At 68.6% G+C, this 21,872-nt stretch carries 26 protein-coding genes and 4 pseudogenes; 16 read left to right on the top strand and 14 right to left on the bottom strand.

Annotated features, from left to right (window positions below; translation table 11 throughout):
* Positions 1-2: 2 nt before the first annotated feature.
* The 4 genes from ACGFYU_RS02800 to ACGFYU_RS02785 all read right to left on the bottom strand — a co-directional run bounded on the left by ACGFYU_RS02800 (position 3) and on the right by ACGFYU_RS02785 (position 1,798).
* Positions 3-281, bottom strand: a complete 279-nt coding sequence (locus tag ACGFYU_RS02800; protein WP_393825478.1) for a hypothetical protein — start codon at positions 279-281, stop codon at positions 3-5.
* Positions 176-712: a transposase family protein gene (locus ACGFYU_RS02795; RefSeq protein WP_393825467.1), complete on the bottom strand. Its 537-nt coding sequence runs from the start codon at positions 710-712 to the stop codon at positions 176-178. The genes ACGFYU_RS02800 and ACGFYU_RS02795 overlap by 106 nt, the downstream gene beginning before the upstream one ends.
* 270 nt (positions 713-982) lie before the next feature.
* Positions 983-1,468 carry a hypothetical protein gene (locus ACGFYU_RS02790; protein ID WP_393825409.1) on the bottom strand — a complete coding sequence of 162 codons (486 nt, stop codon included), beginning with the start codon at positions 1,466-1,468 and terminating at the stop codon, positions 983-985.
* Between the two features lie 9 nt (positions 1,469-1,477).
* Positions 1,478-1,798, bottom strand: a complete 321-nt coding sequence (locus tag ACGFYU_RS02785) for a hypothetical protein (protein WP_393825408.1) — start codon at positions 1,796-1,798, stop codon at positions 1,478-1,480.
* Between ACGFYU_RS02785 and ACGFYU_RS02780 the strand changes: the two genes are divergently transcribed.
* Positions 1,682-1,996 carry an ATP-binding protein gene (locus ACGFYU_RS02780; protein WP_393825466.1) on the top strand — a complete coding sequence of 105 codons (315 nt, stop codon included), beginning with the start codon at positions 1,682-1,684 and terminating at the stop codon, positions 1,994-1,996. The genes ACGFYU_RS02785 and ACGFYU_RS02780 overlap by 117 nt on opposite strands.
* 185 nt (positions 1,997-2,181) lie before the next feature.
* On the opposite strand, the gene ACGFYU_RS02775 is transcribed toward ACGFYU_RS02780, so the two are convergent.
* Positions 2,182-2,718: a GNAT family N-acetyltransferase gene (locus ACGFYU_RS02775; RefSeq protein WP_393825407.1), complete on the bottom strand. Its 537-nt coding sequence runs from the start codon at positions 2,716-2,718 to the stop codon at positions 2,182-2,184.
* A 210-nt stretch (positions 2,719-2,928) separates the two neighbouring features.
* Here ACGFYU_RS02775 and ACGFYU_RS02770 point away from each other — a divergent pair, with 210 nt between their 5' ends.
* A complete protein-coding gene (locus ACGFYU_RS02770) occupies positions 2,929-3,711 on the top strand; it encodes an ISL3 family transposase (protein WP_393825406.1) in 783 nt (260 codons plus the stop codon).
* Between the two features lie 155 nt (positions 3,712-3,866).
* Here the strand turns inward: ACGFYU_RS02770 and ACGFYU_RS02765 are convergent, their stop codons facing one another.
* Entirely contained in the window at positions 3,867-4,238 is a 372-nt protein-coding gene (locus ACGFYU_RS02765; protein ID WP_393825405.1) for a hypothetical protein, read from the bottom strand.
* A gap of 89 nt (positions 4,239-4,327) precedes the next feature.
* Between ACGFYU_RS02765 and ACGFYU_RS02760 the strand changes: the two genes are divergently transcribed.
* Entirely contained in the window at positions 4,328-4,507 is a 180-nt protein-coding gene (locus ACGFYU_RS02760; RefSeq protein WP_393825404.1) for a transposase, read from the top strand.
* Positions 4,508-4,561: 54 nt separating this feature from the next.
* On the opposite strand, the pseudogene ACGFYU_RS02755 reads toward ACGFYU_RS02760, so the two are convergent.
* The 4 genes and pseudogenes from ACGFYU_RS02755 to ACGFYU_RS02740 form a co-directional block, all read right to left on the bottom strand.
* A pseudogene (locus ACGFYU_RS02755) lies at positions 4,562-4,726 on the bottom strand (EamA family transporter); the annotation flags it as partial.
* Between the two features lie 54 nt (positions 4,727-4,780).
* Positions 4,781-5,052 (bottom strand): annotated as a pseudogene (locus ACGFYU_RS02750) (disulfide bond formation protein DsbA); the annotation flags it as partial.
* Positions 5,053-5,257: 205 nt separating this feature from the next.
* Positions 5,258-5,860 (bottom strand): substrate-binding domain-containing protein, encoded by a 603-nt coding sequence (locus ACGFYU_RS02745; protein WP_393825403.1) that lies wholly within the window; start codon positions 5,858-5,860, stop codon positions 5,258-5,260.
* Positions 5,861-6,024: 164 nt separating this feature from the next.
* Positions 6,025-6,150: pseudogene (locus tag ACGFYU_RS02740) on the bottom strand (LysR family transcriptional regulator); the annotation flags it as partial.
* A gap of 148 nt (positions 6,151-6,298) precedes the next feature.
* Between ACGFYU_RS02740 and ACGFYU_RS02735 the strand changes: the two are divergent.
* The 11 genes and pseudogenes from ACGFYU_RS02735 (at position 6,299) to ACGFYU_RS02685 (ending at position 16,558) form a co-directional block, all read left to right on the top strand.
* Positions 6,299-6,940: a hemerythrin domain-containing protein gene (locus tag ACGFYU_RS02735; RefSeq protein ID WP_393825402.1), complete on the top strand. Its 642-nt coding sequence runs from the start codon at positions 6,299-6,301 to the stop codon at positions 6,938-6,940.
* 70 nt (positions 6,941-7,010) lie between these two features.
* Complete coding sequence (locus tag ACGFYU_RS02730; RefSeq protein ID WP_393825401.1) at positions 7,011-8,012, top strand: GNAT family N-acetyltransferase; 1,002 nt, start codon at positions 7,011-7,013, stop codon at positions 8,010-8,012.
* Between the two features lie 54 nt (positions 8,013-8,066).
* Positions 8,067-8,849, top strand: a complete 783-nt coding sequence (locus tag ACGFYU_RS02725) for a VOC family protein (protein ID WP_393825400.1) — start codon at positions 8,067-8,069, stop codon at positions 8,847-8,849.
* A 119-nt stretch (positions 8,850-8,968) separates the two neighbouring features.
* Positions 8,969-10,180, top strand: a complete 1,212-nt coding sequence (locus ACGFYU_RS02720) for a glycosyltransferase (protein WP_393825399.1) — start codon at positions 8,969-8,971, stop codon at positions 10,178-10,180.
* The gene (locus ACGFYU_RS02715) at positions 10,177-10,914 is read left to right on the top strand and encodes an SAM-dependent methyltransferase (RefSeq protein WP_393825398.1); all 738 of its coding nucleotides are present in this window, start codon (positions 10,177-10,179) and stop codon (positions 10,912-10,914) included. The genes ACGFYU_RS02720 and ACGFYU_RS02715 overlap by 4 nt, the downstream gene beginning before the upstream one ends.
* A 104-nt stretch (positions 10,915-11,018) precedes the next feature.
* Entirely contained in the window at positions 11,019-11,888 is an 870-nt protein-coding gene (locus tag ACGFYU_RS02710) for an alpha/beta fold hydrolase (RefSeq protein WP_393825465.1), read from the top strand.
* 257 nt (positions 11,889-12,145) lie between these two features.
* Entirely contained in the window at positions 12,146-12,553 is a 408-nt protein-coding gene (locus ACGFYU_RS02705) for a hypothetical protein (RefSeq protein ID WP_393825397.1), read from the top strand.
* 103 nt (positions 12,554-12,656) lie between these two features.
* Positions 12,657-13,503 (top strand): annotated as a pseudogene (locus ACGFYU_RS02700) (integrase core domain-containing protein); the annotation flags it as partial.
* 253 nt (positions 13,504-13,756) lie between these two features.
* Complete coding sequence (locus ACGFYU_RS02695) at positions 13,757-14,098, top strand: hypothetical protein (protein WP_393825396.1); 342 nt, start codon at positions 13,757-13,759, stop codon at positions 14,096-14,098.
* 366 nt (positions 14,099-14,464) lie between these two features.
* Positions 14,465-15,316: an MBL fold metallo-hydrolase gene (locus ACGFYU_RS02690; protein WP_393825395.1), complete on the top strand. Its 852-nt coding sequence runs from the start codon at positions 14,465-14,467 to the stop codon at positions 15,314-15,316.
* A gap of 561 nt (positions 15,317-15,877) precedes the next feature.
* Positions 15,878-16,558 (top strand): hypothetical protein, encoded by a 681-nt coding sequence (locus ACGFYU_RS02685; protein WP_393825394.1) that lies wholly within the window; start codon positions 15,878-15,880, stop codon positions 16,556-16,558.
* An 853-nt stretch (positions 16,559-17,411) separates the two neighbouring features.
* Here the strand turns inward: ACGFYU_RS02685 and ACGFYU_RS02680 are convergent.
* Positions 17,412-17,858, bottom strand: a complete 447-nt coding sequence (locus tag ACGFYU_RS02680; RefSeq protein ID WP_393825393.1) for a hypothetical protein — start codon at positions 17,856-17,858, stop codon at positions 17,412-17,414.
* Between the two features lie 261 nt (positions 17,859-18,119).
* On the opposite strand from ACGFYU_RS02680, the gene ACGFYU_RS02675 reads away from it, so the two are divergent.
* Positions 18,120-18,527 carry a DUF3224 domain-containing protein gene (locus tag ACGFYU_RS02675; protein WP_393825392.1) on the top strand — a complete coding sequence of 136 codons (408 nt, stop codon included), beginning with the start codon at positions 18,120-18,122 and terminating at the stop codon, positions 18,525-18,527.
* A gap of 355 nt (positions 18,528-18,882) precedes the next feature.
* Here ACGFYU_RS02675 and ACGFYU_RS02670 read toward each other — a convergent pair whose 3' ends face one another.
* Positions 18,883-19,485, bottom strand: coding sequence for a hypothetical protein (locus ACGFYU_RS02670; protein ID WP_393825391.1), 603 nt, complete (start codon positions 19,483-19,485; stop codon positions 18,883-18,885).
* A gap of 239 nt (positions 19,486-19,724) precedes the next feature.
* Positions 19,725-20,393 carry a hypothetical protein gene (locus tag ACGFYU_RS02665; protein ID WP_393825390.1) on the bottom strand — a complete coding sequence of 223 codons (669 nt, stop codon included), beginning with the start codon at positions 20,391-20,393 and terminating at the stop codon, positions 19,725-19,727.
* A gap of 164 nt (positions 20,394-20,557) precedes the next feature.
* Between ACGFYU_RS02665 and ACGFYU_RS02660 the strand changes: the two genes are divergently transcribed.
* Complete coding sequence (locus ACGFYU_RS02660) at positions 20,558-20,986, top strand: hypothetical protein (protein ID WP_393825389.1); 429 nt, start codon at positions 20,558-20,560, stop codon at positions 20,984-20,986.
* A 39-nt stretch (positions 20,987-21,025) separates the two neighbouring features.
* Here the strand turns inward: ACGFYU_RS02660 and ACGFYU_RS02655 are convergent, their stop codons facing one another.
* Complete coding sequence (locus ACGFYU_RS02655; protein ID WP_393825388.1) at positions 21,026-21,409, bottom strand: hypothetical protein; 384 nt, start codon at positions 21,407-21,409, stop codon at positions 21,026-21,028.
* Between the last annotated feature and the right edge of the window lie 463 nt (positions 21,410-21,872).

Raw genomic sequence — 21,872 nt, 5'->3', positions numbered from 1 at the left:
CACTACTGCTCGGCCGGCTTCCGGTTGATCTCGATGATCGGCAGCACCGTGGCCTGGGCTGGGATGCCGATCTGCCGGGGAGTTGGCCCGGCCGGCGTGGGGATGTCAGTAAGTCGCTCCAGTAGCTGGTCGAGGGCTGCCTGGCCGTCGTCGACCGCGGCGCGTTCGTCGTCGGTCAGGGGGATGGCGGCCAGCATCTTCTGTAAGTTCTCCTTGGCCTCCAGGAGCTGGCCCTTGCTGAAGGCCTTGGGGGTGTAGAAGTCGCAGCCTGCGCAGGCCATGCGGTGCTGGCACTGCTCAAAGAAGGTGTAGGTGCACCAGCCGTGGCCGAGGTCGTAGTACTGCCAGGGGGCGCCGTTCGAGGCGGCGCCGGAGGCGACGGCGTCGCGGTCGACAAGGACTTCGACTGTGCGAACGTGCGGAACAGCCGAGCGCCTGGCTGGCCGCCCAGGAACAGGGCCACGTCGGTGAGGTGGGCGGTGAGAGCGTCCGTGCGGCGTGCGTGGCGACGGGTCAGGGCCGGTATCTGCTCGGCAAACGTCCGACGGGCACAGTCCTCATTCCCGCACACGAGTCGCCGCGCTCGCAGTTCGACTCGTACGCGCCGGCCAGCGACCGGACGATCCGCCAGAGTCCGCTGGTAGTACCAGTGCACTCTCGAAGATCTCTGCCCGCATCCGGAACAGGTCGCCGACGCTGCCCGTGATCGCACGGCAACCCGGGCCTCCGTATCCGTCAGCACCAGCCGGTCAACCTCCACGCCACACCAGGCAGTAGAAGGTCCGCAACCTGAACCCCACCCATCACGCCCGATAGCTGCCAAACTACCCCCAAACTAGCGACAGAGCCCAAGATCTGTGCCAGAACCCCGTTCTCGCGTACAAAGCCAACTGGCCGCATCACATGGCGAGATCCTGCGCCTGCAACGCGTGATCCAGTCACATAGCGCGAGGTCGTGACAACACTCGCCTGGGTCCAGGTCTCACGATTCAGAACGCAGTCCCAGAACACTGTGCTGCACCACACCCGAGGGAAGATCGCTCTTCCCCGAAGCCCGAGCAGTCAGCTCCACGAGTCCGGCCCGGAGGTCGGCGGCTGGCTCACCAAGGACAATCGCGCTGATGATCAGCTCGATCATCAGGCGGTCGTACTCGTCGCCCATGCTCCGATAGCGCTCTCCATCGGCCTCCACTACGGCAGAGGAGATCCTCCTCCCACCACCAGCCACGGGGGCGAAGGACGCCTCATAGACGCCGAGACCGGTCCAACTCCGGTGCATGAAAACGACATCGGCTTCGACGAAGATGTTCCACTTCTCATCCATGTCCCTGGCTCGGTATCCGCGCTGGATCCGGTCCCAGTCCTCGTCAGTCCAAACACGATCGGGCACCTGGGGCATCGGCTTGGGCGCGCTAATCGGCTGGAGGCGCCGGAACGACTCTCGGGTGAGCGGGGCATCGGCAGTCATAAGGTGATCCTACTGATGCACCAATCCGACAGGATAACGGATTACCTCAAACAGCAAGCACCCTGGGTAGAGGGCGAACCGCAGCGACCTTCCGGACACGTCCGCAGCGTCGTAAACAGCGACTTTGCAAGACTTCTTCACCACTACCCCAGATAACTCGATGACTTCGACTTCGCGGCCCAGCCCGGCGTCGATGAGAAACTCATCCGTGACCTGGCCACCCTCCGCTTCTTCGACGACGCCACCAACATCCTGTTCGTCGGGCCGCCCGGCGTCGGCAAGACGATGCTGTCGGTCGTACTCGGACGAGCCGCGGTCGAAGCCGGGCACCGCGTCTACTTCACCACCGCCGCGAACTCGGCCCGCTGCCACAAAGCCGCTCTCGAGGGCCGGTGGAAGTCCTGCATGAAACTTCTTCGCCGACCCGAAACTCCTGGTCCTCGACCTATGCCGAGACCGCGACTATGCCAAGTGGGTCGTGAGCGTTCTTGGTTGTGGGCTGTGTCGACCCCGCTCTCTTCGACATAGTCATCGGAGAGGGACCCGGGCTCAGTCAGGCCCACAGGGACGACCCGGCGGCCGGCCGCCGTGATGTTCCGTTTCCAGCGACCCGCCATCGACCGTGTGGCATAGCCGCTTCTGCCGACGGACCGGGGCACTTGACGCCTGCCGTCACTGCTCGGAGCCGTCCGCAAGGCCAAACGTCGGGTGTGTCAGAGCCGTCTCGTGGTGAACAGGGTGGTCCCATACGCGGCGTCCACAGCCTGCCGCTCGGTCTCGGTGAACCCGACCTTGGCCAATACGCGGCGAGAAGCGGTGTTCCAGTCCCAGACCGTGGCCCATAGACGTTCGTACCCAGATGATCTCGCCCAGTCCAGAACCGCCAACGATGCCTCGGTCGCGTATCCCTGACGCCAAACTCGGCGGAGCAGCTCGAACGCCAGTTCCGGCTCCCCTTCCGCTCCTCGTCCGCTGTCCACCAGCCCGCAGTAGCCAATGACGTCGCGAGAGGCCTTCCGCTCGACAGCCAGCAATCCGGTCGACCATAGCTGGTTGGTGCGGATCGACTCCTCGAGTTCCGCGACCGTGGGGTGTCCGTCCGCGTCAATTCGGCGGTGCGGCGGCACTCGTGGATCACGTTCGGTCCAGAGCTCACGCTGGACGACAGCCTCGGCTACCCGCCAAGGTCTCAGCAGCAGGCGACTCGTCTCGAGTACAACTTCGCTGCCCGCAGTCGCGTCATCTGCCATGATGGCAACCCTCTCACGGGCGAGCGCACTGCCGTGCCGCAGGGTCCGCTCGATCCTGCCGACCGTAGACGCTCGATGTGCGGAACCACCGAAATCAATCGCTGAGCGTCGTCCTGGACCTGTGCACCTTTTTCGTCGGCTCTGTCGCTGATCTTGTGATGCTGGGCGGTTGAGCTGGGCAGCATCCGGGCGTGCGGTTCTGGGGGTTTGGTGCGGTTGTTTCCGCATCTGTCCGGTTTGGTGGTGGAGTCGATCTCGCGGGACGCAGGTGTGGTCACGTTTCGTACGCGGGCCCGGGCCGACGCAGGGAGATGCCCGCGCTGCAGGTCGCTGTCGTGGCGGGTACACGGCCGGTACGAACGCCGTCTGGCGGACGCCGCCGTCGGAACCACGCCGGTGGTCATCGGACTGATGGTCTGCAGGTTCAAGTGCCTCAGCCCCGGATGCCCGACGGTGACCTTCGCGGAACAGATACCGGGCCTGACGAGTCCGCATGCCCGGCACACCCCCATCCTGCGCAAGCTGTTGACGCGGGTCGCCGAGGCCCTGGCCGGCAGGGCCGGCGCCCGGCTCGCCCGACGGATGGGGATGCCAGTCGCGAAGGAAACCCTGCGACGTCTTCTGCGCGCTTCCGACCTTGAGGAACCCGGGGCGGTGCGGGTTCTGGGGGTGGACGAGTTGGCCCTGCTCAAGGGCCACAACTACGCGACGCTGCTGGTCGACCTCGAAGCCCGCTGCCCCATCGACGTCCTGCCCGGACGGGAGGCCGAAACCGTCGCCCGCTGGCTCGCAGGCCACCCGGAGGTGGAGATCGTCTGCCGTGACCGGGCCTCCGCCTATGCCGAAGCAGCCAGAGCGGCTGCACCCCAGGCCGTCCAGATCGCAGACGTGTGGCACTTGTGGAACAACCTCGTCAAAGCCGTCGAGAGGACTCTCACCAGCCACTACGCCTGCATCCGAGCCGGCCACGAAGCCACCAGACAACCTGACTAGGAGGTGGCGGTGGCGCCGCCGGACGGGACACTCGACGTCAACGGGCGCCCGCGGGGGATCGTCGGCCGGATCCGTGAACGGCACCGCCGCGTCCACGAACTCCTCGCCCAGGGCCGATCACGACGAGGGATCAGCCGGGACCTCGACCTGGACTACTACGCCGTCCGTCGATACGCCCGAACCTGGATGTCGACCAGTTGCTGGTCAAGGTCACCCAGCGGCGGACCCTGCTGGATGACCACAAGCCATACCTCTACGAACGCTTCACCCAGGGCTGCCGAAACGCCAGTCAGCTCTTCCGAGAAGTCCGCGACCAGGGATTTCGCGGCGACCGCGCCGTCGTCAACCGCTACATTCGCCAGCTTAAGCAAGGCATCGAGACCGCTCCTCCACCGCTGGCGCCGCCTAAACCGCGACGGGCACTTCGCTGGGTGATGACGCACCCCGACCGGCTGCGGCCACACGGAGTCATCGGCCTCAAGGCGGTCCGGGCTGCCTGCACCGAACTCGACACGGCCGTCGAGCACGTCCGCACCTTCGCCACCCTCATGCACGAACAACGAGGAGGGGACGTCCTGGACTGGATCGAACGGTCCAAGCCAGCGACCTGCCCTCGTTGCAGCAGTTCGTCCGCTGGCTCCTCCACGACCAGGACGCCGTCGTCGCCGGCCTCTCCTCAACCTGGAGCTCGGGACAGGTCGAGGGCCAGGTCACCAGAGTCAAGCTGATCAAGCGAGCCGGATACGGCCGAGCCAAACTCGACCTCCTCCGAACCCGGATCCTCCTCAGAACCTGACCACAGCACCGTCACAAGATCAGCGACAGAGTCCCTCAATGAGTACGCGGACAGGCCGAGGGCCAGCAGGAACAGGCCGCCCGGCAGGGCCCGCATGGTGGTCGCCAGGAGCGGCCGTTCCGGTGGCAGCAGCTCGGTGGTGATCAGGTAGGTGCTGCCCCAGATGGCCGGAGCCAGGTCGGTCAGGGCCGCCGTGGGTCCGCTCTGTCTGCTCTTCACCTTGCCTCAAATCCCTTGGGAATTACGGTGGTTCCCGACGTCCGTCCGGCTGGCTTAGTCGAAGATCGGGTCACGGTCACAGCCGCGCTTCAGCTCGAAGAAGCCGTCGGTGCTCGCCACGGCGAGCGCGACGTCCCAGAGCGTTCCGGCAGCCTCGCCACGGGGGGGGCGGGGGCGAGCACGGGGCCGAAGAACGCCAGCGGCTGACCGTCGGGGCCGGGCACGTGGATCACGGGGGTGCCGACCTCGGAACCGACCGGGTCCATCCCCTCGTGGTGCTCGGCCCGCAGCGGCTCGTCCCAGGAGGTGTCCTCCGCGGCCTCCGCGTTCGGTCAAGCCGGAGTCGAGCAGTGCGCGCGCGTCCTGAGGGGCCGTCGCGGGCGCTTCGCCGGGAGTGTCGACCGCATCCGCGTCGCCGTGGCCTGCCAGGGACGCCGCATTCCGGCTCGCCCTCGGTCAAGAGATCGGGTGCCTGGCGAACGATCCGCCCAGTCTGCAGCGCCGACGACGTGGCGGGGTCGGCAAGCTGCGTCAGAAGCGGAATACACCCAGCTCGCGCACCGTGTCGGCCAGGGCGCGGATGAGGTCGTTCTCGGCTTCGGTCCGCCAGACCAGAGCGAAGGTCAGGGTTGCCATCTCGGGGACGGGAAGGAATCGGATGTTCGACATGCCCCAGTATCTGGTGACATGGCCGGGGAAGGTGTGGATGATGTCGCCCATGCCGACGTGGCTGATCAGCTGATCGGCGTTGTCCGAGGCCGCGGCCGTGATGCGTTCGAGCGTCCGGCCTCGTGGGGTGTGGAAGGGCAGGTAGCTGTCCTCCCAGTAGTCCGGCAGGCCGAGGGCGGTGGCGTGTGGGAATTCGGCGAGCAGCTCCAGTGGGACGGAGTCCCGTGCCGCGAGCCGGTGGTCGGAGGCCACGGCAAGGACTCGCGGGTCGGTGCACAGGGCCGGCCCGACGGTGAAGTCCGGCTCTTCCACTGGCAGCCAGGCGACCAGGACGTCCATGGCACCACTGCGGAGCTGGCCGAACGGGTCGGTGAAGGTTGCCTGGCGGATCTGGAGGCCCCATTGCGGGTGGCGCGCGCGGAACGCCTTCCAGTAGGGGTGCAGATCGGCGACGTTGAAGGGCATGAGGCTGACGCGGAGCTGTGCGGTGATGCCGCGGGCGGCCAGCTGGGCGCGCTCAGGGATGCGTGCAGGCCCGTGTAGACCGGTTGCAGGTCGTCGCGGAACTGCCGGCCGACCTCGGTCAGGCTGACTGAGCGGCTGGTGCGGGCGAACAGCTCTGCGCCGATGCGCCGCTCCTGCTTCTTGATGGCCTGGCTGACGCGGGCCTGGGAGACGTGCAGCCGCTGTGCGGCCCGTCCGAAATGAAGCTCTTCCGCCAGTACGAGGAAGATCTCGATGTCCCGCAGCTCCACCGGCCCACGCCCCCCATGTCGATCGATAACCCAGCGGTAATCGAACCGTGTGAAAATGTGGCTTGATCCTATGCACGGATCGCAAGATCGTTTGAGGCATGCATGCACGCATGAAGAACCATGAAGAACGCCGCATCCGTCCGGCCCGATGAGCGACGCCCTCGACCTGACCGTGATGTACGCGATGCATGGCGCCCTGCGCCGGGACCTGGCCCAGCTCGACCGGGTCACCACCGCCGCGGACCGTGACCCTGTGCGCGTACTGACCACCGCTGCCGGATGGACACTGTTCAAGCAGGCCCTCCGCGAGCACCACGCGGCCGAGGACGACGCGCTGTGGCCGTCGCTGCGGCTGAATCTGGCCGGCCGTCCGAAGGACCTGGGCCGGTTGGAGGTGATGGAAGCCGAGCACGCCGTCATCGCTGCGGTGATCCAGGCCATCGACGAGCTGCTGACCGAGCCCGGAGCCGACCCGCTGCGGCTGGGCCAGCTCACCGACGCACTGATCCGCGGCCTGGCCGGACACCTCCGGCATGAGGAGGACATGGCCTTCCCGCTGATCCGGCGGACGCTGACCGCCGAGCAGTGGGCCCATTTCAGCCAGGTCCACGCCCGGCACATCGGCAAGAACGCGCCAGTTCTGCTGCCGTGGCTCCTGGACGGTGCCGACAAGCCGACCGCGACGAGGCTCCTCGCCCAGCTGCCCGCGCCCGCGTACGCCGCCTGCACCGCCCAATGGATCCCGGCCTACGCCGCTCTCGACCGCTGGAGTCCAGGCACCACGGCCTAACGCGCCTTCACCGCCCGCCCCCTGGTCCATCGCCCGACCGCCTTCACCTTCGACCACGAAAGCCATCACCGTGTCCCCATCTGCACACGTCACTCCGCTCCAGCGCGTCTCGGACACCGAGGCCGCCGCATGGCACCAGATCGTCGCCGCTTCGACGGCCCACGACCTGCCGGGAGTACCGGCCCCCGACCCCGGACGCATCCACGCCCAGCTCACCCAGCCCGCCCTCGGCAGCCGTCGGCTGACCTGGCTCGCCACCGCGGCGGACGGCGCCCCCGTCGGAGTCGCCGGCCTGCGGCTGTTCACCTCACCTGGCCAGCAGCACCTGGCCGAACTGGAACTCCACGTCGATCCCGCACACCGGCGCCTGGGAACCGGCTCCCTCCTGCTGTCGGCGGTCGTGGCGGCCTCCCGCGCCGAAGGCCGTCGCAGCCTCGTCGTGACAGCCGCGGCCGACAGTCCGGGCGAGGTGTTCAGCGAGCGCCACGGCTTCCGCCGGGCGCTCACCCTGGATCACCTCATGCTGCGCCTCAACGACCTGAACGTGGCCGAATTGCTGTGGATCGCCGAGGCCGAGCACTCCGGCTACCGTCTGACCGGCTGGACCGGCACGGTTCCCGACGAGGTCGCCGACGCGTTCGCCGCGGCCAAGAACGCGATGAACGACATGCCCGTCGGAGACCTGGACTACGGCAGCGTGGCATGGGACGCCGAGCGTGTGCGCGCCATGGCCAAGGTGGTCGCCGACCGCGGCGACACCCTGCTGACGATCGCCGCTGTCCACGATGACGGCACCATGGCCGGCTACACCGAGATCGTGCTCCCCGGGGGCTGCGGGCCGCGTGCGCAGCAGTACGACACGGCGGTCGTGCCTGCGCACCGCGGCCACGGCCTCGGGTTGTGGGTCAAGGCCGCCATGGCGCGGCGGCTGCGCGCCGAGCACCCCGGCGTCGTCGAGATCGAGACGGACAACGCCGACGACAACGTCCACATGCTGGCCGTCAACCACCGACTGGGCTTCCGCGCCTACCGGCGCACTCGCGAGTTCCAGCTCGACGTGCCCACGGCCTGAGAGCGACGGACACCCCGGCTCGTCCACCCATCGCACACCGGCCAAGGAGCTGCCGTGAACGTTTCCACCTCCACCCTGTCCCTGACCGTCGCCGACGTCGACGCCTCGTGTGACTTCCTGTGCACCCACCTCGGCTACGAAGTGGCCATGGCGGAGGACGGTTTCACCTCCCTGACCCGCGAGGACACCGCCGTCGACATCGTCCTGCTCCGCAAGGGCACCGAGGTCCTGTCCGCCGAACAGCGGGACCGGGAGGCGGGTGGCCTGATCCTCGCACTCACGGTCACCGGCCTCGACGCCGAGGAGGCCCGGCTGCGTGCGGCCGGCGCCCCCATCACCATGCCGCTGCGCGAAGAGCCGTGGGGCGAGCGCCTGTTCCAGATGACCGACCCCAACGGGGTCGTCGTCCAGCTCGTCGAGTGGGCCGTCCCCGACCGCCCCGCCAATCCGGACGAGAACACCGCCCCGCACGTGATCACCCCCGCGGCCGAACACGTCACCGTCTCACCGAACGCCACCATGACCGGCCTGGCGGCTCCCAGCCGCGGCAGCGCCGAACTCAGCACCTGGACGGTCGCGATGGAGGCCGGGGCGACGGGTCCCGAGCACTCCATCAGCCGTGAGCAGGTCTGGACGGTCACCGCGGGCGCCCTGGAAGTGACCTGCGACGGCCACACCCACAAGGTCCTGGCCGGCCAGAGCCTGATCCTCCCGCCCGGCCTCGTCCGCCGGATCCACGCCCCGGAGCGGGCCGAGGCCCACGTCGCGATGCGCTGCGACGGAGTCGCTTCCGTACCCGGCACCGAGGGCACCCGCGACCTGCCATGGGCACGATGACCGCGACTGCCGCGAACGAGCCTGCCTCCTGCTCCCCGGGAGGTTCCGGCAACGACCGGACCCCTCCCCCCGAAAATCACCGGCCGAGGCCGACATGCACAAGGAATGAGAAACACGACATGCGTGTGCTGTTGATGGCGTACGGATCGCGCGGCGACATCGCGCCCCTGGCGGCACTGGCGGCCACGTTGCGAGAACTCGGCGCCCAGGTGCGCGTGTGCGCACCGCCGGACGAGGAGTTCGCGGAACTGCTGGCCAGTGTCGGCGCGGAACATGTGCCGTTCGGGCGGGACGTGCGCGCGCTGCGGACGGGAGCGCCGCCGTCGGACGCGGCCGCGTTCGCGGCCGAGCTGGTCGCCGCGCACTTCGAAACCGTCGGCAAGGCCGCCGAGGACTGCGACGTGCTGGTGGCGAGCGGTCTGATGCCGGCCGGCGTCCGCTCGGTCGCCGAGAAGTTGGGCATCCGCTACGTGTACGCGGGCTTCCACCCGTTCGAGATGCCCTCCGCGCACTACCTGCCGTCCGGGCGGCCCGGCCCGCCGCCCCCGCCCGGCATGACCGACAACCAGGCCCTGTGGGACCTGGACGCGCAGAAGGTCAACGCCCTTTACCTCCAACCCCTCAACGCCCACCGCGCGGCGATCGGCCTCGCCCCTGTGGACAACGTCCGCGACCACGTCTTCGGCGACCGGCCGTGGCTGGCGGTGGACCCGGTCCTCGGGCCGTGGGAGAAGCTCACCAATCTCGACGTCCTGCAGACCGGCGCGTGGATCCTGCCCGACGAACGCCCCCTACCCGCAGATCTGGAGGCGTTCCTGGACGCCGGCACGTCGCCGGTGTACGTCGGCTTCGGAAGCATGCCCATGAGCCCGGCCACCGATATCGCCCAGATCGCCGTCGAGGCGGCCCGCGCGCAGGGCCGCCGTGTGCTCGTCTCCCGTGGCTGGGCCGACCTGGCCCTGGTCGACGGTGCGGACGACTGCTTCGCCGTCGGCGACGTCAACCACCAGGCACTGTTCCACCGGGTCGCGGCCGTCGTGCACCACGGCGGCGCCGGCACCACGACGACCGCCGCCCGGGCCGGTGCACCCCAGGTGGTGGTCCCCCAGTTCGTGGACCAGCCGCACTGGGCCGCCCGCGTGGCCGAACTCGGCATCGGCGCGGCACACGACGGCCCGACCCCGACCCTCGAGTCCTTGTCAGCCGCACTCAGGACAGCCCTGACCCCCGAAACGACAGCACGAGCGCAGGCCGTCGCCGGCACCATCCGCACCGACGGTACGACGGTGGCCGCGAAACTGCTGCTCGACCGGAGCACGCCGCGCCGATGAACCGCGAACAGATTTCCGAGCTCGCCCATGCCGACCACCCGATCAAGTCCCCGCTCGACGACGACTCGGTCAGCCGGCTGCTCGCACACGGCCTGCCGAGAGGCGACGAGCGCGTGCTCGACCTCGGATGCGGCACAGCGGAATGGCTCCTGCGCGCCCTGGCGAACCGCCCGCACCTGCACGCCGAGGGCGTCGACGTCTCCGAGGTCGCCCTGACGCAGGCCCGCCAGGCAGCGCGCGCACTCGGCGTCGACGAGCGCCTGGTCCTCCACCAACGGGAGGCCGCCAACTTCGTCTCTTCAGAGCCGTTCGACCTGGTGCTCAGCGTCGGCGCCACGCATGCCTTCGGCGGTCTCCTGCCTACCCTCACGGCAGCCCGCGAGCACCTGGCACCCGGAGGCCGCGTCCTGATCGGTGAATCCTTCTGGGAACGCCCTCCTTCCCCGGAGGCCATCGAGGCGTTCGGTGACCTCGCCGACCTCGCGAGCACGGTAGACCGCGTTGTCGCCGACGGCTGGACCCCGGTCCACGGCCACGTCAGCACCCGCGCCGAGCTTGACGCCTACGAGTGGGCCTGCTGGGGCTCACTGGCCTCCTGGGCTCTGGACCACCCTGCCGATCCGGCCGCCCCGCAGGTACTGGCAACGGCCAACGCCCAGCGTTCGCAGTGGCTGCACGGGTACCGCGACAGCTTCGGCTTCGTCTGTCTGGTGCTGCGCCGGACCTCGCAGTGATCGCGTAAGCCGCCGGCAAGCCCAAGCGCCCAAGACGTCCCCCGCACCCGGGGGTCCCGCCATGGCCGCCGCCGACCCGCGGCGGCCGGAAAGTGAAGAAAATGATGCAACCCACGTTCGTACTCGTGCACGGAGCCTTCGCGAACTCCTTCTCCTTCGCGCCCCTCCAGGCCGAGCTCGGCCTCCTCGGGCACCGCTCGGTCGCCGTAGACCTGCCCGGCCACGGCTTCCAGGCGACCTTCACCCACGCCTACCAGGCGCCGCAGGACCTCGCGGGTCTCGCGAGCACGCCCGGCGCGATCAAGGGCGTCACGCTCGCCGACAACGCCGCACACCTGATCGGGATCCTCGAGCGGGCCAAGCGGAACGGCCCCGTGATCCTCGTCGCCCACAGCCGCGGCGGCATAACGGCCACGGCCGCGGCCAACGCCCGCCCGGACCTGATCGACCGCCTCGTCTACGTCTCGGCCTGGGCCCCGGTCCACCTCGACGTGAACGACTACTACGCCGAGCCGGAGATGGCCACGGTCGACCCCGCCGCCTTCGCCGCGGCGCTGGCCGCAAACCCCGCCGACCTCGGCCTGCTCCGCGTCAACTTCCGCACCGCCGACCCGGACGCGCTCGCGGCACTCAAGGCGGCCCTCGTCGCCGACGGCACCGACGAGCAGTTCCTCACCTTCCTCAACACATTCCAGCCCGACGAGAACCTGGACGCCGGCGGCTCCGCCGACCGGGCACAGACCACGACCTGGGGCCGAATCCCCAAGACCTATATCCGCCTGGCCGACGACGCGAGCCTGCCGCTCGCCCTGCAGGACCGCCTGATCCGTGAGGGCAACGAGCTGACGCCGGACAACCCGTACGACGTCCGCACACTGGAGGGCAGCCACCTGAAGTGGCTGGTCGACCCCGCGCCGGCGGCCCACGTCCTGGGCGAACTCGCCACGCTCCCCGCCCCGTCCGCCCTGGCGTGATCGACATGAGGTGAACGGTTCGGTGGTGGGACGAGGAACGAGAGCGTCCATGTGGGCGCACCCACGACCGCCCCGGCACTGAGATCGGACGCCGCTACCGGGTGACGGCCTTCACCGAGGCCGTCACCCGGGCACCATGCCGGCCACAGGAGGGTCGCCCTGGCCAAGAAGCTACGGAAAATAAGAGATCAACGAAGTGCGTGTGCTGTTGTCGACGCATGGGTCACGTGGGGACGTCGAACCACTGGTGGGGCTAGATGAATGAGTCCGATGTTTGTGCTGGCCGCGACCATGGCGAAGGGCCCGGTGAGCCAGCGGCCCAGGCCCACTGCACCGAGGACAGTGGGGACGCCTATCTGACCGCGGAGCGGCTGTACTCGTACGACGGGACCCGTGAGGAGGTGCTGGAGTACTACGGCCGGGAAGCGCCACCGGCGGGATGGCGCCCCGTGGGCCGCCTCGACACGGGGCCGGACCGCCAGATCTCGGTCTTCTGCTTCGAATCCAACGATCGTCCGAGCATCACGCTCGCCTTCGAGTCCCCGGAGGATCTCCGCGAGTTCTACGGAGTGGAGCCGGGCCCGGCGCCCGGTGGGCCCGGCTCCCGGATCTGGTTCAGGTGGTCCGCCGAGGCGGCGTCCGACGGTTCTCGGATGGACTGCTAGGTGTATTGATCACGAGCGTTGTTGACACTCGGCGGGTCTTGAACATGGCGAAGACCTCCGGTGTGGTGGGAGCTGTCTGGGAACTCACCGCACGGAGGTCTTCGTGTCCCACCGTAATGCCCGCCTGACCGTCTTCGGCAGGCGGCTGCTGGTCGAACGTGTCCGCTCGGGACGCCCCGTCGCGCATGTCGCAGCCGAGATGGGCATATCCAGAGCCACCGCCCACAAATGGGTCCGCCGCTGGCGGACGGAGGGCGACGCCGGGCTCGCCGACCGCTCCAGCAGACCGGCCTCGACCCCGCACCGCACACCGGCGAACACCGAAGCGGACGTGTGCCGGCTGCGAACCGACCGCAAGCTCGGCCCCGCCCGCATCGGGCCGATCATTGGCCTGCCGGCCTCGACCGTGCACCGCATCCTTGCCCGGCACGGCCTGAACCGCCTGGCCTGGCTCGACCGGCCCACCGGAAAACCGGTCCGCCGTTACGAACGCGACCGGCCCGGCGAAGTCGTCCACGTCGACATCAAGAAACTCGGCAACATCCCCGACGGCGGCGGATGGCGGGCCGTGGGCCGCACGGCAGGAGACCGCCGTCGGCTTCTGGACGCGGGCGAACGCCTTCTTCGCCGCCCACGCAATCACCGTCGAACGAGTCATGACCGACAACGGCTCCTGCTACAAATCGAAACTGTTCACCCAAGCCCTGACCGAAGCCGGCATCGCCCACAAACGAACCCGGCCCTACCGGCCACAGACCAACGGCAAGGTCGAACGCTTCAACCGCACCCTGCTGGACGAATGGGCCTACCAGCGGCCCTACACCAGCAACGCGGAGCGAACCGAAGCCCTGGCAGACTTCCTCCACGCCTACAACCACCACCGCTGCCACACCGCACTGGGCGGACACCCACCCATCAGCCGCGTAAACAACCCTGCGGGTCAATACACCAGGGCCGTCCCGGTCGCCTGGTCCCAGCCCTCCACACGCACCATGCGGCCGATCTCTGTGTCGGTGCCATTGAAGAGCGCGGTCCAGCCGGTCTGATTGAAATATCGAAGAGACACCGCCCCATCATCTCGAACCACGACGCTCGCGCTCCACAGGTCTCCCTGCTCTGCACGTTCATCCGTACGCAGCTCCGCACATAGGCGAGTGCGCCGACTCCTATCGAGGGGAAATCGGTAGACGGCCGCTTTGCCGTGTGGACATCACTGACGACGAGGGCGCTGGCTTCGGCGTCTTCGACATGCCTGGCGACCGGTACTCTCTCGAAGAGAACCTTCAGGGCTTCCTACAGGCTTACAGCATCGTCTCCGGCGGCGAGATTCTCACCGGCACCGACGTCCGCAAGACCATGCTTGACGGTCACCCGGCTCTCGACGCGCGGCTGTCCGTCACGGAAGGCGAGCGCTCGGTTGGATTCATTCGCCTCATAGCCGATGACACCCACCTCGTTCAGGCCGTGACCTTCTGCCCTGAAGTGAAGGAGAAGGCCCTGAACGAGATGCATGAGCGGCTCCTCGCCAGTATCCGCATCCCCTGAACCTATCGTTCAACCCCCGCCAGCCAACGACACCGAAACCGCAGCGGACCCCGCCCCGTGCCAAGCCGTGGAACCGACCGCCACCCACGACCGCCCCCTGCGGGTCGCGTCCAGGTCCCGTTCCATGCGCATCGTCGCGATGAGTCTGTTGATCCTCCAAAGGTCAGGCCAGCGATGGGCACTCCGGCTCCTGGAGCGGCCGAGTTCCCGAGAATGAGCGGGCCGCCCCGAACAGACAGTCTCGGATCTACTGAAGGTCATCGCCTACGGGAGCCGACCGCCACGGGTTCTGCGTTTGACGACCGCCCGGCACGGGGCTGCACTGGTTAATGGACACTGCGCGGCTCCGCATGAGGGAGAGCAGCGATGACAGCCATGGAGAGTTTCAGCCTTCTGCAGCCATACAAGATCGCCGAGGAGACGTTCGTCATCCCGTGGGCTCTTGAGGCCCCGCCGGTCGGGCATTTTCCAATGAACTCGATGGTGATACGGGGAGCCGAACCGGTCCTCGTGGACACCGGGGCGCCCGCAGTGCGCGCCCAGTGGCTCGAGGCAGCCTGGTCCGTCGTGGACCCGCTGGACGTACGGTGGATCTTCCTCACCCACGACGACCGCGATCACGCCGGCAACCTCCTGGCGGTCCTCGCCGAATGCCCGAACGCGACCCTGCTGACGACATGGTTCTCCATCGGCCGCATGGCCGAGGAGTGGGAGACCCCCATCAACCGCTGCCGCTTCATGACCGACGGCGACACGATCGACGCGGGCGACCGCACCCTGGTCGCCAAACGACCGCCCCTGTACGACAACCCCACGACCCGCGCCCTCTTCGACCCGAAGACCAACGTCCTGTGGTCCGTCGACACCTTCGCCACGAACGTGCCGACCCCCATGCCCGAAACAGCAGCGATGTCGCCGGACGAATTCCGCGACGGCCAGTTCTTCGGCGGGCGCCTGGTCTCCCCCTGGGTCGCCCTGCTGGACGTCCAAAAGTTCGGGACGGTCGTCACCGACTTCCAGCACCTGAACGCCGAGGTCATCGCCGGCTGCCACTGCCCAGTCCTCCGCGACCCTCAGATCCCCGAAGCCTACGACCTCCTCCGCCAGCTCCCCGACATCCCACCGTGGACAGAGTTCACCCAGGCCGACCTGGACCAGTGGATGGCCGCTGCCGAGAGCTCGGTTCCACCGGAGCAGCCGCGACCGTCGGGAACGTGAAGGGCACTGCCCCGCAGCGTCTGGGCTCTGCCGCACTCCGGCACCTTCGACCACAAAACCTGCCGGTCGGGTGGGGATGCTCACCGGAAACGGCCGCCCGGGTGCGCGGATCGCCGGTTCGGCTTGGTTCACGTTCAGCGGCTCTGGCTCAACTTCTGGATGTTGTTGGTGATCTTGTCACGGCCTGTTGGCACGGAGGTGTTACACCCCCTGGGACTGCCGGACTTGCAGCCAATGAAGCTCTCGGCTGCCCCTGGCCAACAGTCCGGCTTAACAGCGCGCCGCGCGACCAGCGGCCTCAAGGCCACCGAGATCACCCTCGTCGAACTCTGCCCCACAACCGGAGTCCCCGGAGCACCTCCGGGGGCTTTCGCCCTTCCCGGGCAACCATCAGACCACAGTGTGCATCAACGCCCACCCACATCACCCCAACCAGCGATGCCGCCACACCTGTAGCACCACGTAAATTCACCTGCACCGCACTGAGCTGGGACAACCCCACGCATCTCACTCACGCAACAGCGATAGCCCCAGAGAACCCCCTTTCCCCGGGTGCATCCGGTGATCGGTCTGCCGGACTGCCCGGTGCCGAACTGCCCGCTGGCCATCACGGTCTTCACGCATCCGATGTGCCGGGGCTGCGTGGAGCGGTGGAGAAAGACCGACCTGCCGTTGGAGGAGTTCCGCCGCATTCCGAAGACCGTCTCCACGGGGGCGGGGCAGCAGCCGTGTGCTGTTGCCCGCTGCGAGCGGCCCCGGGACACCGCAGCCGCGATGCTGTGCGCGACGCATCGCCTCCAGCAGAGGCAGGTGCTGGGCGGGATCGGGCTGGAGGAGTTCTTGGCTCACCCGCGGGTCGTGGGGCTCGCCGGGTTCGGCCCGTGCCTGATCGCCGCCTGCTTCCTCGACCGGGTCGGCAGCAAGCATCCGCACTGCAAGACTCACACGCAGCGCCTGCGCGTGGTCCGTGAGGAACCCGGGTTCGACGAGGCATGGTGGCGGCGGATGGAGAGGGCGGTGTGCTCCACGCGGGAGGTGAGCCTGCGGGGTCTGCCGGATCTGCTGGTCGCCGAGGCCCTCTACACGTTGTGGTCCCGGGTCGAGAAGGGCTACAAGCTGCGGCCCGAGTGTCTGCGGCCGCTCTACGACCGGCTGCGTGTTCTGCAGGCTACGAGCCTGGAGCGGGTGACCGACCCGGAGGCGGTGGGGTTCGGCCGTGAGCAGGCCAGGAGGGTTCCGTAGGTGCGGCCCTTGCGAAAGGCGAACTCGTCGACGCCCAAGACCCGCGGGGACCGTTCCGGCGCCGTCGGAGGGGCCAGGAGTTCCAGCAACCGCGTGCGACCTGCGACGAGATGCATCCGGCGGCACAACCGTTCGCCGGCCCGCCCGCCGAGCTCGACCGCGACCTGGCGCAACCAGACCTTCAACCCGAGGCTGGAGCGGCGATACCGCTCGCTCAGCCCGCTGACCTGCTCGACGAAGGTCCGTCGCCGGCATGACTGCCGGTCGCAGAAGAACCGCCGGACCTAAGCCTGACCAGCAGCTTCTTCCCAGCCAGGGGCCGCTCGGCCAGGCTTCGGACATAGGAGGAGTGGACCTTCCGGGCCAGGGCACGGCACCCCGGGCATCTGGGCGGCGGACCGCACGCGGCCGCCACCACGACCAGGACCTCCGCCGTGAACTCCACGGCCTCCAAGCGAACATCGACGTCCGGGGACAGCACGTCATCCAGCGAGCAGACCCCCACCAGCCAGGCATGCCCTGGCGGAACGTTCCCGCACGCGAGCTCTGACCTGGGAAATCACGAAACTCCGGTCAGAGCCCAAAGAGCCCTATCACCGTGCCGGTAGCGCAGATCCACAATGGCGACCAGGCGGCCGCCCGCCTCCACCTGGTCCCCGACGCGCAGTTCGGTCGGCGGGCGGTCCACCGCCACATGCCCCGGCGGAACCCTCACCGCATCCCGCCCCGCTGTCGGCCGTTTCCCCGGCCGCTCGCAGGCCACGGTGCGTGCGATCCAGTGGAACCCACCCGCGTCCGCGAGGCGCAGCACGAGCGAGCTGAGAGGGCGCCCCCGGCCTCGCGGTGCCTCGGCCTACCAGGCCGGGCGCGGGTCCCGCAGTTCCTCAGGAGTCTGCTCGGGCAGCCACGTGTGCCCGACGTCCGTGCGCCACAAATAGCCGGGGTGGGGTGCGTACTCCCGCGTGGGCGGGGCCGGCTTGTGGAAGCGCTCGGTGCCTGGCAGCGGCACCTCCACCAGCTTCCCCTCGCGGAACATCCACAGCCCGAAGCAGTCGTCTTCCTCGTCGTGGAGCATGACCTGCACGCACTCCGGGCTGTTCCACGGCAGTGCCTCCAGGTCCTTGAGGATCCCGGTGCGCTGGCCCTCCCGGAAGAACTCCAGGTACCACCCGCCGACGAACCAGTCGGGTATCGGCTCGAACCGGCCGCGCCATTTACGCGACTCGTCGTCCCGCGTCAGCGGCTCCATCACCTCGTCCTCGTACCGGGCCAGCACGAGGACCTGTGCCATTCTGCTCATGGCCGTATGTGACCGGACAAGGTCCCTGCGGGCAAGCCGATTCCCCGGAGGTATCCGCTGGAAGGCTTCGGGTCGCCCAAGTGCATCCGGGTGGCGGCCGCATGGAGGCTGCCGCCCGACGCCGGGCGGAGTGGGCAGGGGGCTGGCCGGTGCCAGATCTGGTAGGCGCTCAGCTTGTTCTTTAAGGACTCTGTCGCTTCCTGGCGCCGGGGTTGCCTATGGTCCAGCCGTGTTGTCAGACCGCATCGGTACGGTTGGGACATGAGAGCTACGGCAACTTTCACCGTCAAAGCGTTCGTCCCGACTGAGCTGAAGCCCGAGCCGGCCGTGTCCACTGGGCTGCCGGTAGGTGTCGCGACGATGGAGAAACACTTCGAGGGAGCGGCCGCGGGGCGCTCGGCGACCTTGTTCACTTCTGCGTTCGACCATGCGGCTGGCATCGGCACCTATCTGGCCATGGAGTCGTTCGAAGGATCGCTGAACGGGCGGGAGGGTTCGTTCAACTTCGTGCACTCGGCGACAACGTCCGGAAGCGACCGCACTGCGGAGTTTTTCACCATCGTGCCGTCCAGCGGCACCGGCGAGCTGGCTGGGATCTCCGGTGCCGGAGGGATGGCCGTTGACGCTGACGGCACGCATCGCGTCTGGTTCGACTACCAGCTTGGCTAGCCCCGGGCTCTGGAACTGCCCGAGATCTGTCGAGCTGCCGGATGGATCCGCATCCGGACGTCCCGGCGGAATCTCGAAGCCGTGGCCTTCCCCGACCCCGACTGCGAGGACGAGCCCGAAGACATGGAGGAGATTCGGATCCAGGCGTGGCCTGCACCGCGCTCTCTGCCCAACATCATCAAGCGATGGACACCGCCCGACGCATAGGTCGCCAGTCGGTGTTCGTGTTCACCCTGTCGTCGCACACCAAGCGCTTCTCACACGCCCAAGCCCTGGCCGACACATGTCCATCGTGAGCGTCACCAAGCCACTGGTGCCTGCTCATGCTGAGAGTCGTCCAACACACCCACACGCGTCAACGGCAGCGTCGGGTGTAGTACTGCCATGTCAGAGCCGTCAGTAGCGGGCCCCAGAGGACGAACAGGCCGCTGGTGACCGCGGCCAGCAGCGCCCACCATCCGTTCGCGAAGTGCGGCGCGGGCACGCCCGCGAGGCCGAACGTGCCGAGGATCCAGTCGACGAGCAGGACGAGCGCGCCCAGGGACGCGAGTGCCGCCGGGACGATCACCACAGCAGGACGGATCGCGCGGCCACCGATCAGCGGCACCCGGTCCGGCACCACCTCGCCCCAGCCGCGCACAAGGACGAAACAGGACAGCGCGGCGAGCTCCGACAGGATGCTGAGCCCGAAGATGTACGGGACGCTGAGCCAGAGGGAGTCCGGGAATGGCCCGTCGTCCCGCAGCCCCATCGGGAAGTGGAAGGCGAAAGGCAGCCGCCACAGGCACACGGGCAGCATCAACAGCGGGATCGCGTGGGCGGCCCTCTCGGCCCAACGGGCCACGGGACGGGCGGTGTCCTGCCGACCCGCGGCCGTCTCGGCTCCGGCCCGGCTGTTCGACACCACCCCTGCCTGCGGCTCTTTGCGCGCGTTCCTGTACGTCTTCGTTTCGCTCATGGACCGAGTGTGCGCATCCGTGCGTCCCGGATCGTCAGCCTGGGGAATGCACCGCCTCTCCCCCATATGGGGGAGAGGCCGATCCGCTCTGAGACCCGCTCCCGGAGGCAGGAGCGGGGTAGAGCGAGCCAATGCCCCCTCCGCGCTGCCGAGATGCAGATCGCACCTGCTCGTCTGCCGCAATACCGAGGTGCTCGCCCGCGGTCGCCGGCGTCGGAATGCGCATGCGTCTTCGCGCGCTAGAGCCCGCTGAGGATCCGGTAGCCGCCCGCCGCCAGGCCCGAGTCGGCCGGCCGGGTCGCGCACTTCGCGATGTCCGGGCCTCCTTCCGCCGCCGGGGGCGTGAGGCCGACGCGCGCCTCGTCGGGCCGGCCGCCCGGACCGGGGACGTGGAAGCTGAGGCCCATGCGGGCAGGGAGGGGCTTGCGGTTGAGGTACCCCGACCACGCCTGGCCGGCGTCGACGAGCCGGCCCGTCACGGACACCTCCGTGCCGCCCACCGCGGCCTCCACCCGTAGACAGTCGACGACGAAGTCGCCCCAGTTGAAATCCGCGGGCTGATCGTCCTTGGCGGGCGAGAAGTGCTGGATGCGGAAGGCTCCCCAGGAGCGGGTGGCGGTGGTGGATCCCGCCGGGCCGAACGGGCCGTGGGCGTCGACGGAGATCTGGACGTCGTCGCGGGGGTCGCCGTAGGCCATGCGGGCCCACCCGCTGATCCCGTCCAGCGCGGGAGCCCGCAGGCCGGCGGGGATCGCCAGGGACATCCGCGCCGCCGGAGGCGTTTCCGCCCCCGACGCCGGAAGACAGGCCGAGGCCGTGAGGGCGGCGGCGAGGGCGAGGGGTGCGGCAAGGCGCAGGAGCGTACGGTGCATGGCGGTGGTCTCCTCCGGGAGGTGCGGTCGGGTCACCCCCGATCCTGTCCGCAACCCACCCCCCGGACATCGCGCGTGGGAGGGGGCCGTCCTCCCCACAATGCGGGCGCGGCTCCAGTCGGATCTCGTCCTTGCGGCTGTCGGGATCCCAGAAGGTGGCCTTGGAGTCGATGATGGCGTGTTCCGCAGGCGGTGGCAGCGTGAACATCGAGCCCCTCCTCGACGCTCTCGGCCTCCAAGAGGACGCCGTCCGGGCCCTGGCCGACGACCTCCGCACCCAGATCGAAGAGCTGCACGGCCGACTGCGGGAAGCCGAGACCCACCTCGAACACCTGTCGATTACCCGGAAGACCGTCACCGCCCTCGCCGACCGGCTCCCGGCCGCCCCGCCGGACCTACCCGAGCACCCGGACTACCCCCGCATCCTCGCTGCCTTCAACGAGGCCACAAGCCCTCTCCGGGCCCGCGATGTCTGCGAAGCCCTCGACCACGAACTGCTGCCAAAGAACATTGAGGGCACCCGCGCCAAGCTGAAACGCCTGGTCAAGCTCGACATCCTTGCCGAGGTCGACACTGGCAGCTTCACCAGGAAGCAGCAGGCGGCCGGGCACCACGACCAGCAGCTGTGACCACGACCGATCGGCCACCCCGGATCGGCGCCGCTCTTGCTACCAGATCCACATCCCGCCGAGGACAGAAGTCCGACCGCTCTCGTCGACGCCGACCATGTGGGCCGCCTCGGGACCACCGCTTGAATCGGAGTCCAGCGGGATGACGAAGCGGTGCTCTCCGAAGTCCAGGGCGAGAATCCGATCTGGATCCAGTTCATAGCCGTCGACGGTCTTGCCGATGTAGCAGCGCATGAGCTCCAGCGACCCTGGTGCGGGAAAGCGCCACTCGCGGCCCCCGTACACCCCCGAGGGGTCGCTCAAGGCCCGCAGAACCGGTCCATCGAAGTGCAGCTCGACGTAGTCGCGCACGAAGGACACGGCGCTGACCTCCAAGCCCATCAGCAGCTGGAGCGGGTCGTCCGAGTCGTTCGCATTAGTCACAAGCCCATGCTGCCAGAGGCCTCCGCCCGCCCCGTCACACGTCCGCCCACTGACCGACTCGGAACCGGAACGGCCAACTACAGGGCGACATCACAGCAGCCCCCTCCCAGCCTCACCCGGCAATGGACATCAGCTCACGAACCGCCCTCTGAGGCCCGCCCAACCTGGCACCCTCGAAGAGGGGAACGGGTTCGTCTACGAACCTGCCGGGCCCGGCACCCACCCCCGCGGCCGCCCAGCAGTGGGTGAACGAACACCCAGGCCCAGTCGCGTAAGCCCCGTGCGGTTGTCCAAGGCGTCGAACTGGACGTCGGTGTACACGTCCGCCTTGCCGCCGTCGGGCCGGCTTCGGCTTCGGCTTCCGTCGACCAGAGCGGTCCTGCCGTCGAACGCTCTGGCGGCAGCGCTCTGCCGGGTCCGTTCAGCGTGGACCACCTACCGTCGCTCCGCTTCCGCACGCCGA

It is taken from the genome of Streptomyces sp. NPDC048337, from assembly GCF_043201175.1.
Taxonomy (GTDB): Bacteria; Actinomycetota; Actinomycetes; order Streptomycetales; family Streptomycetaceae; genus Streptomyces.
Note: the sequence above shows the minus strand (reverse complement) of the source record. Positions and strands in the feature narration are given on the sequence as shown.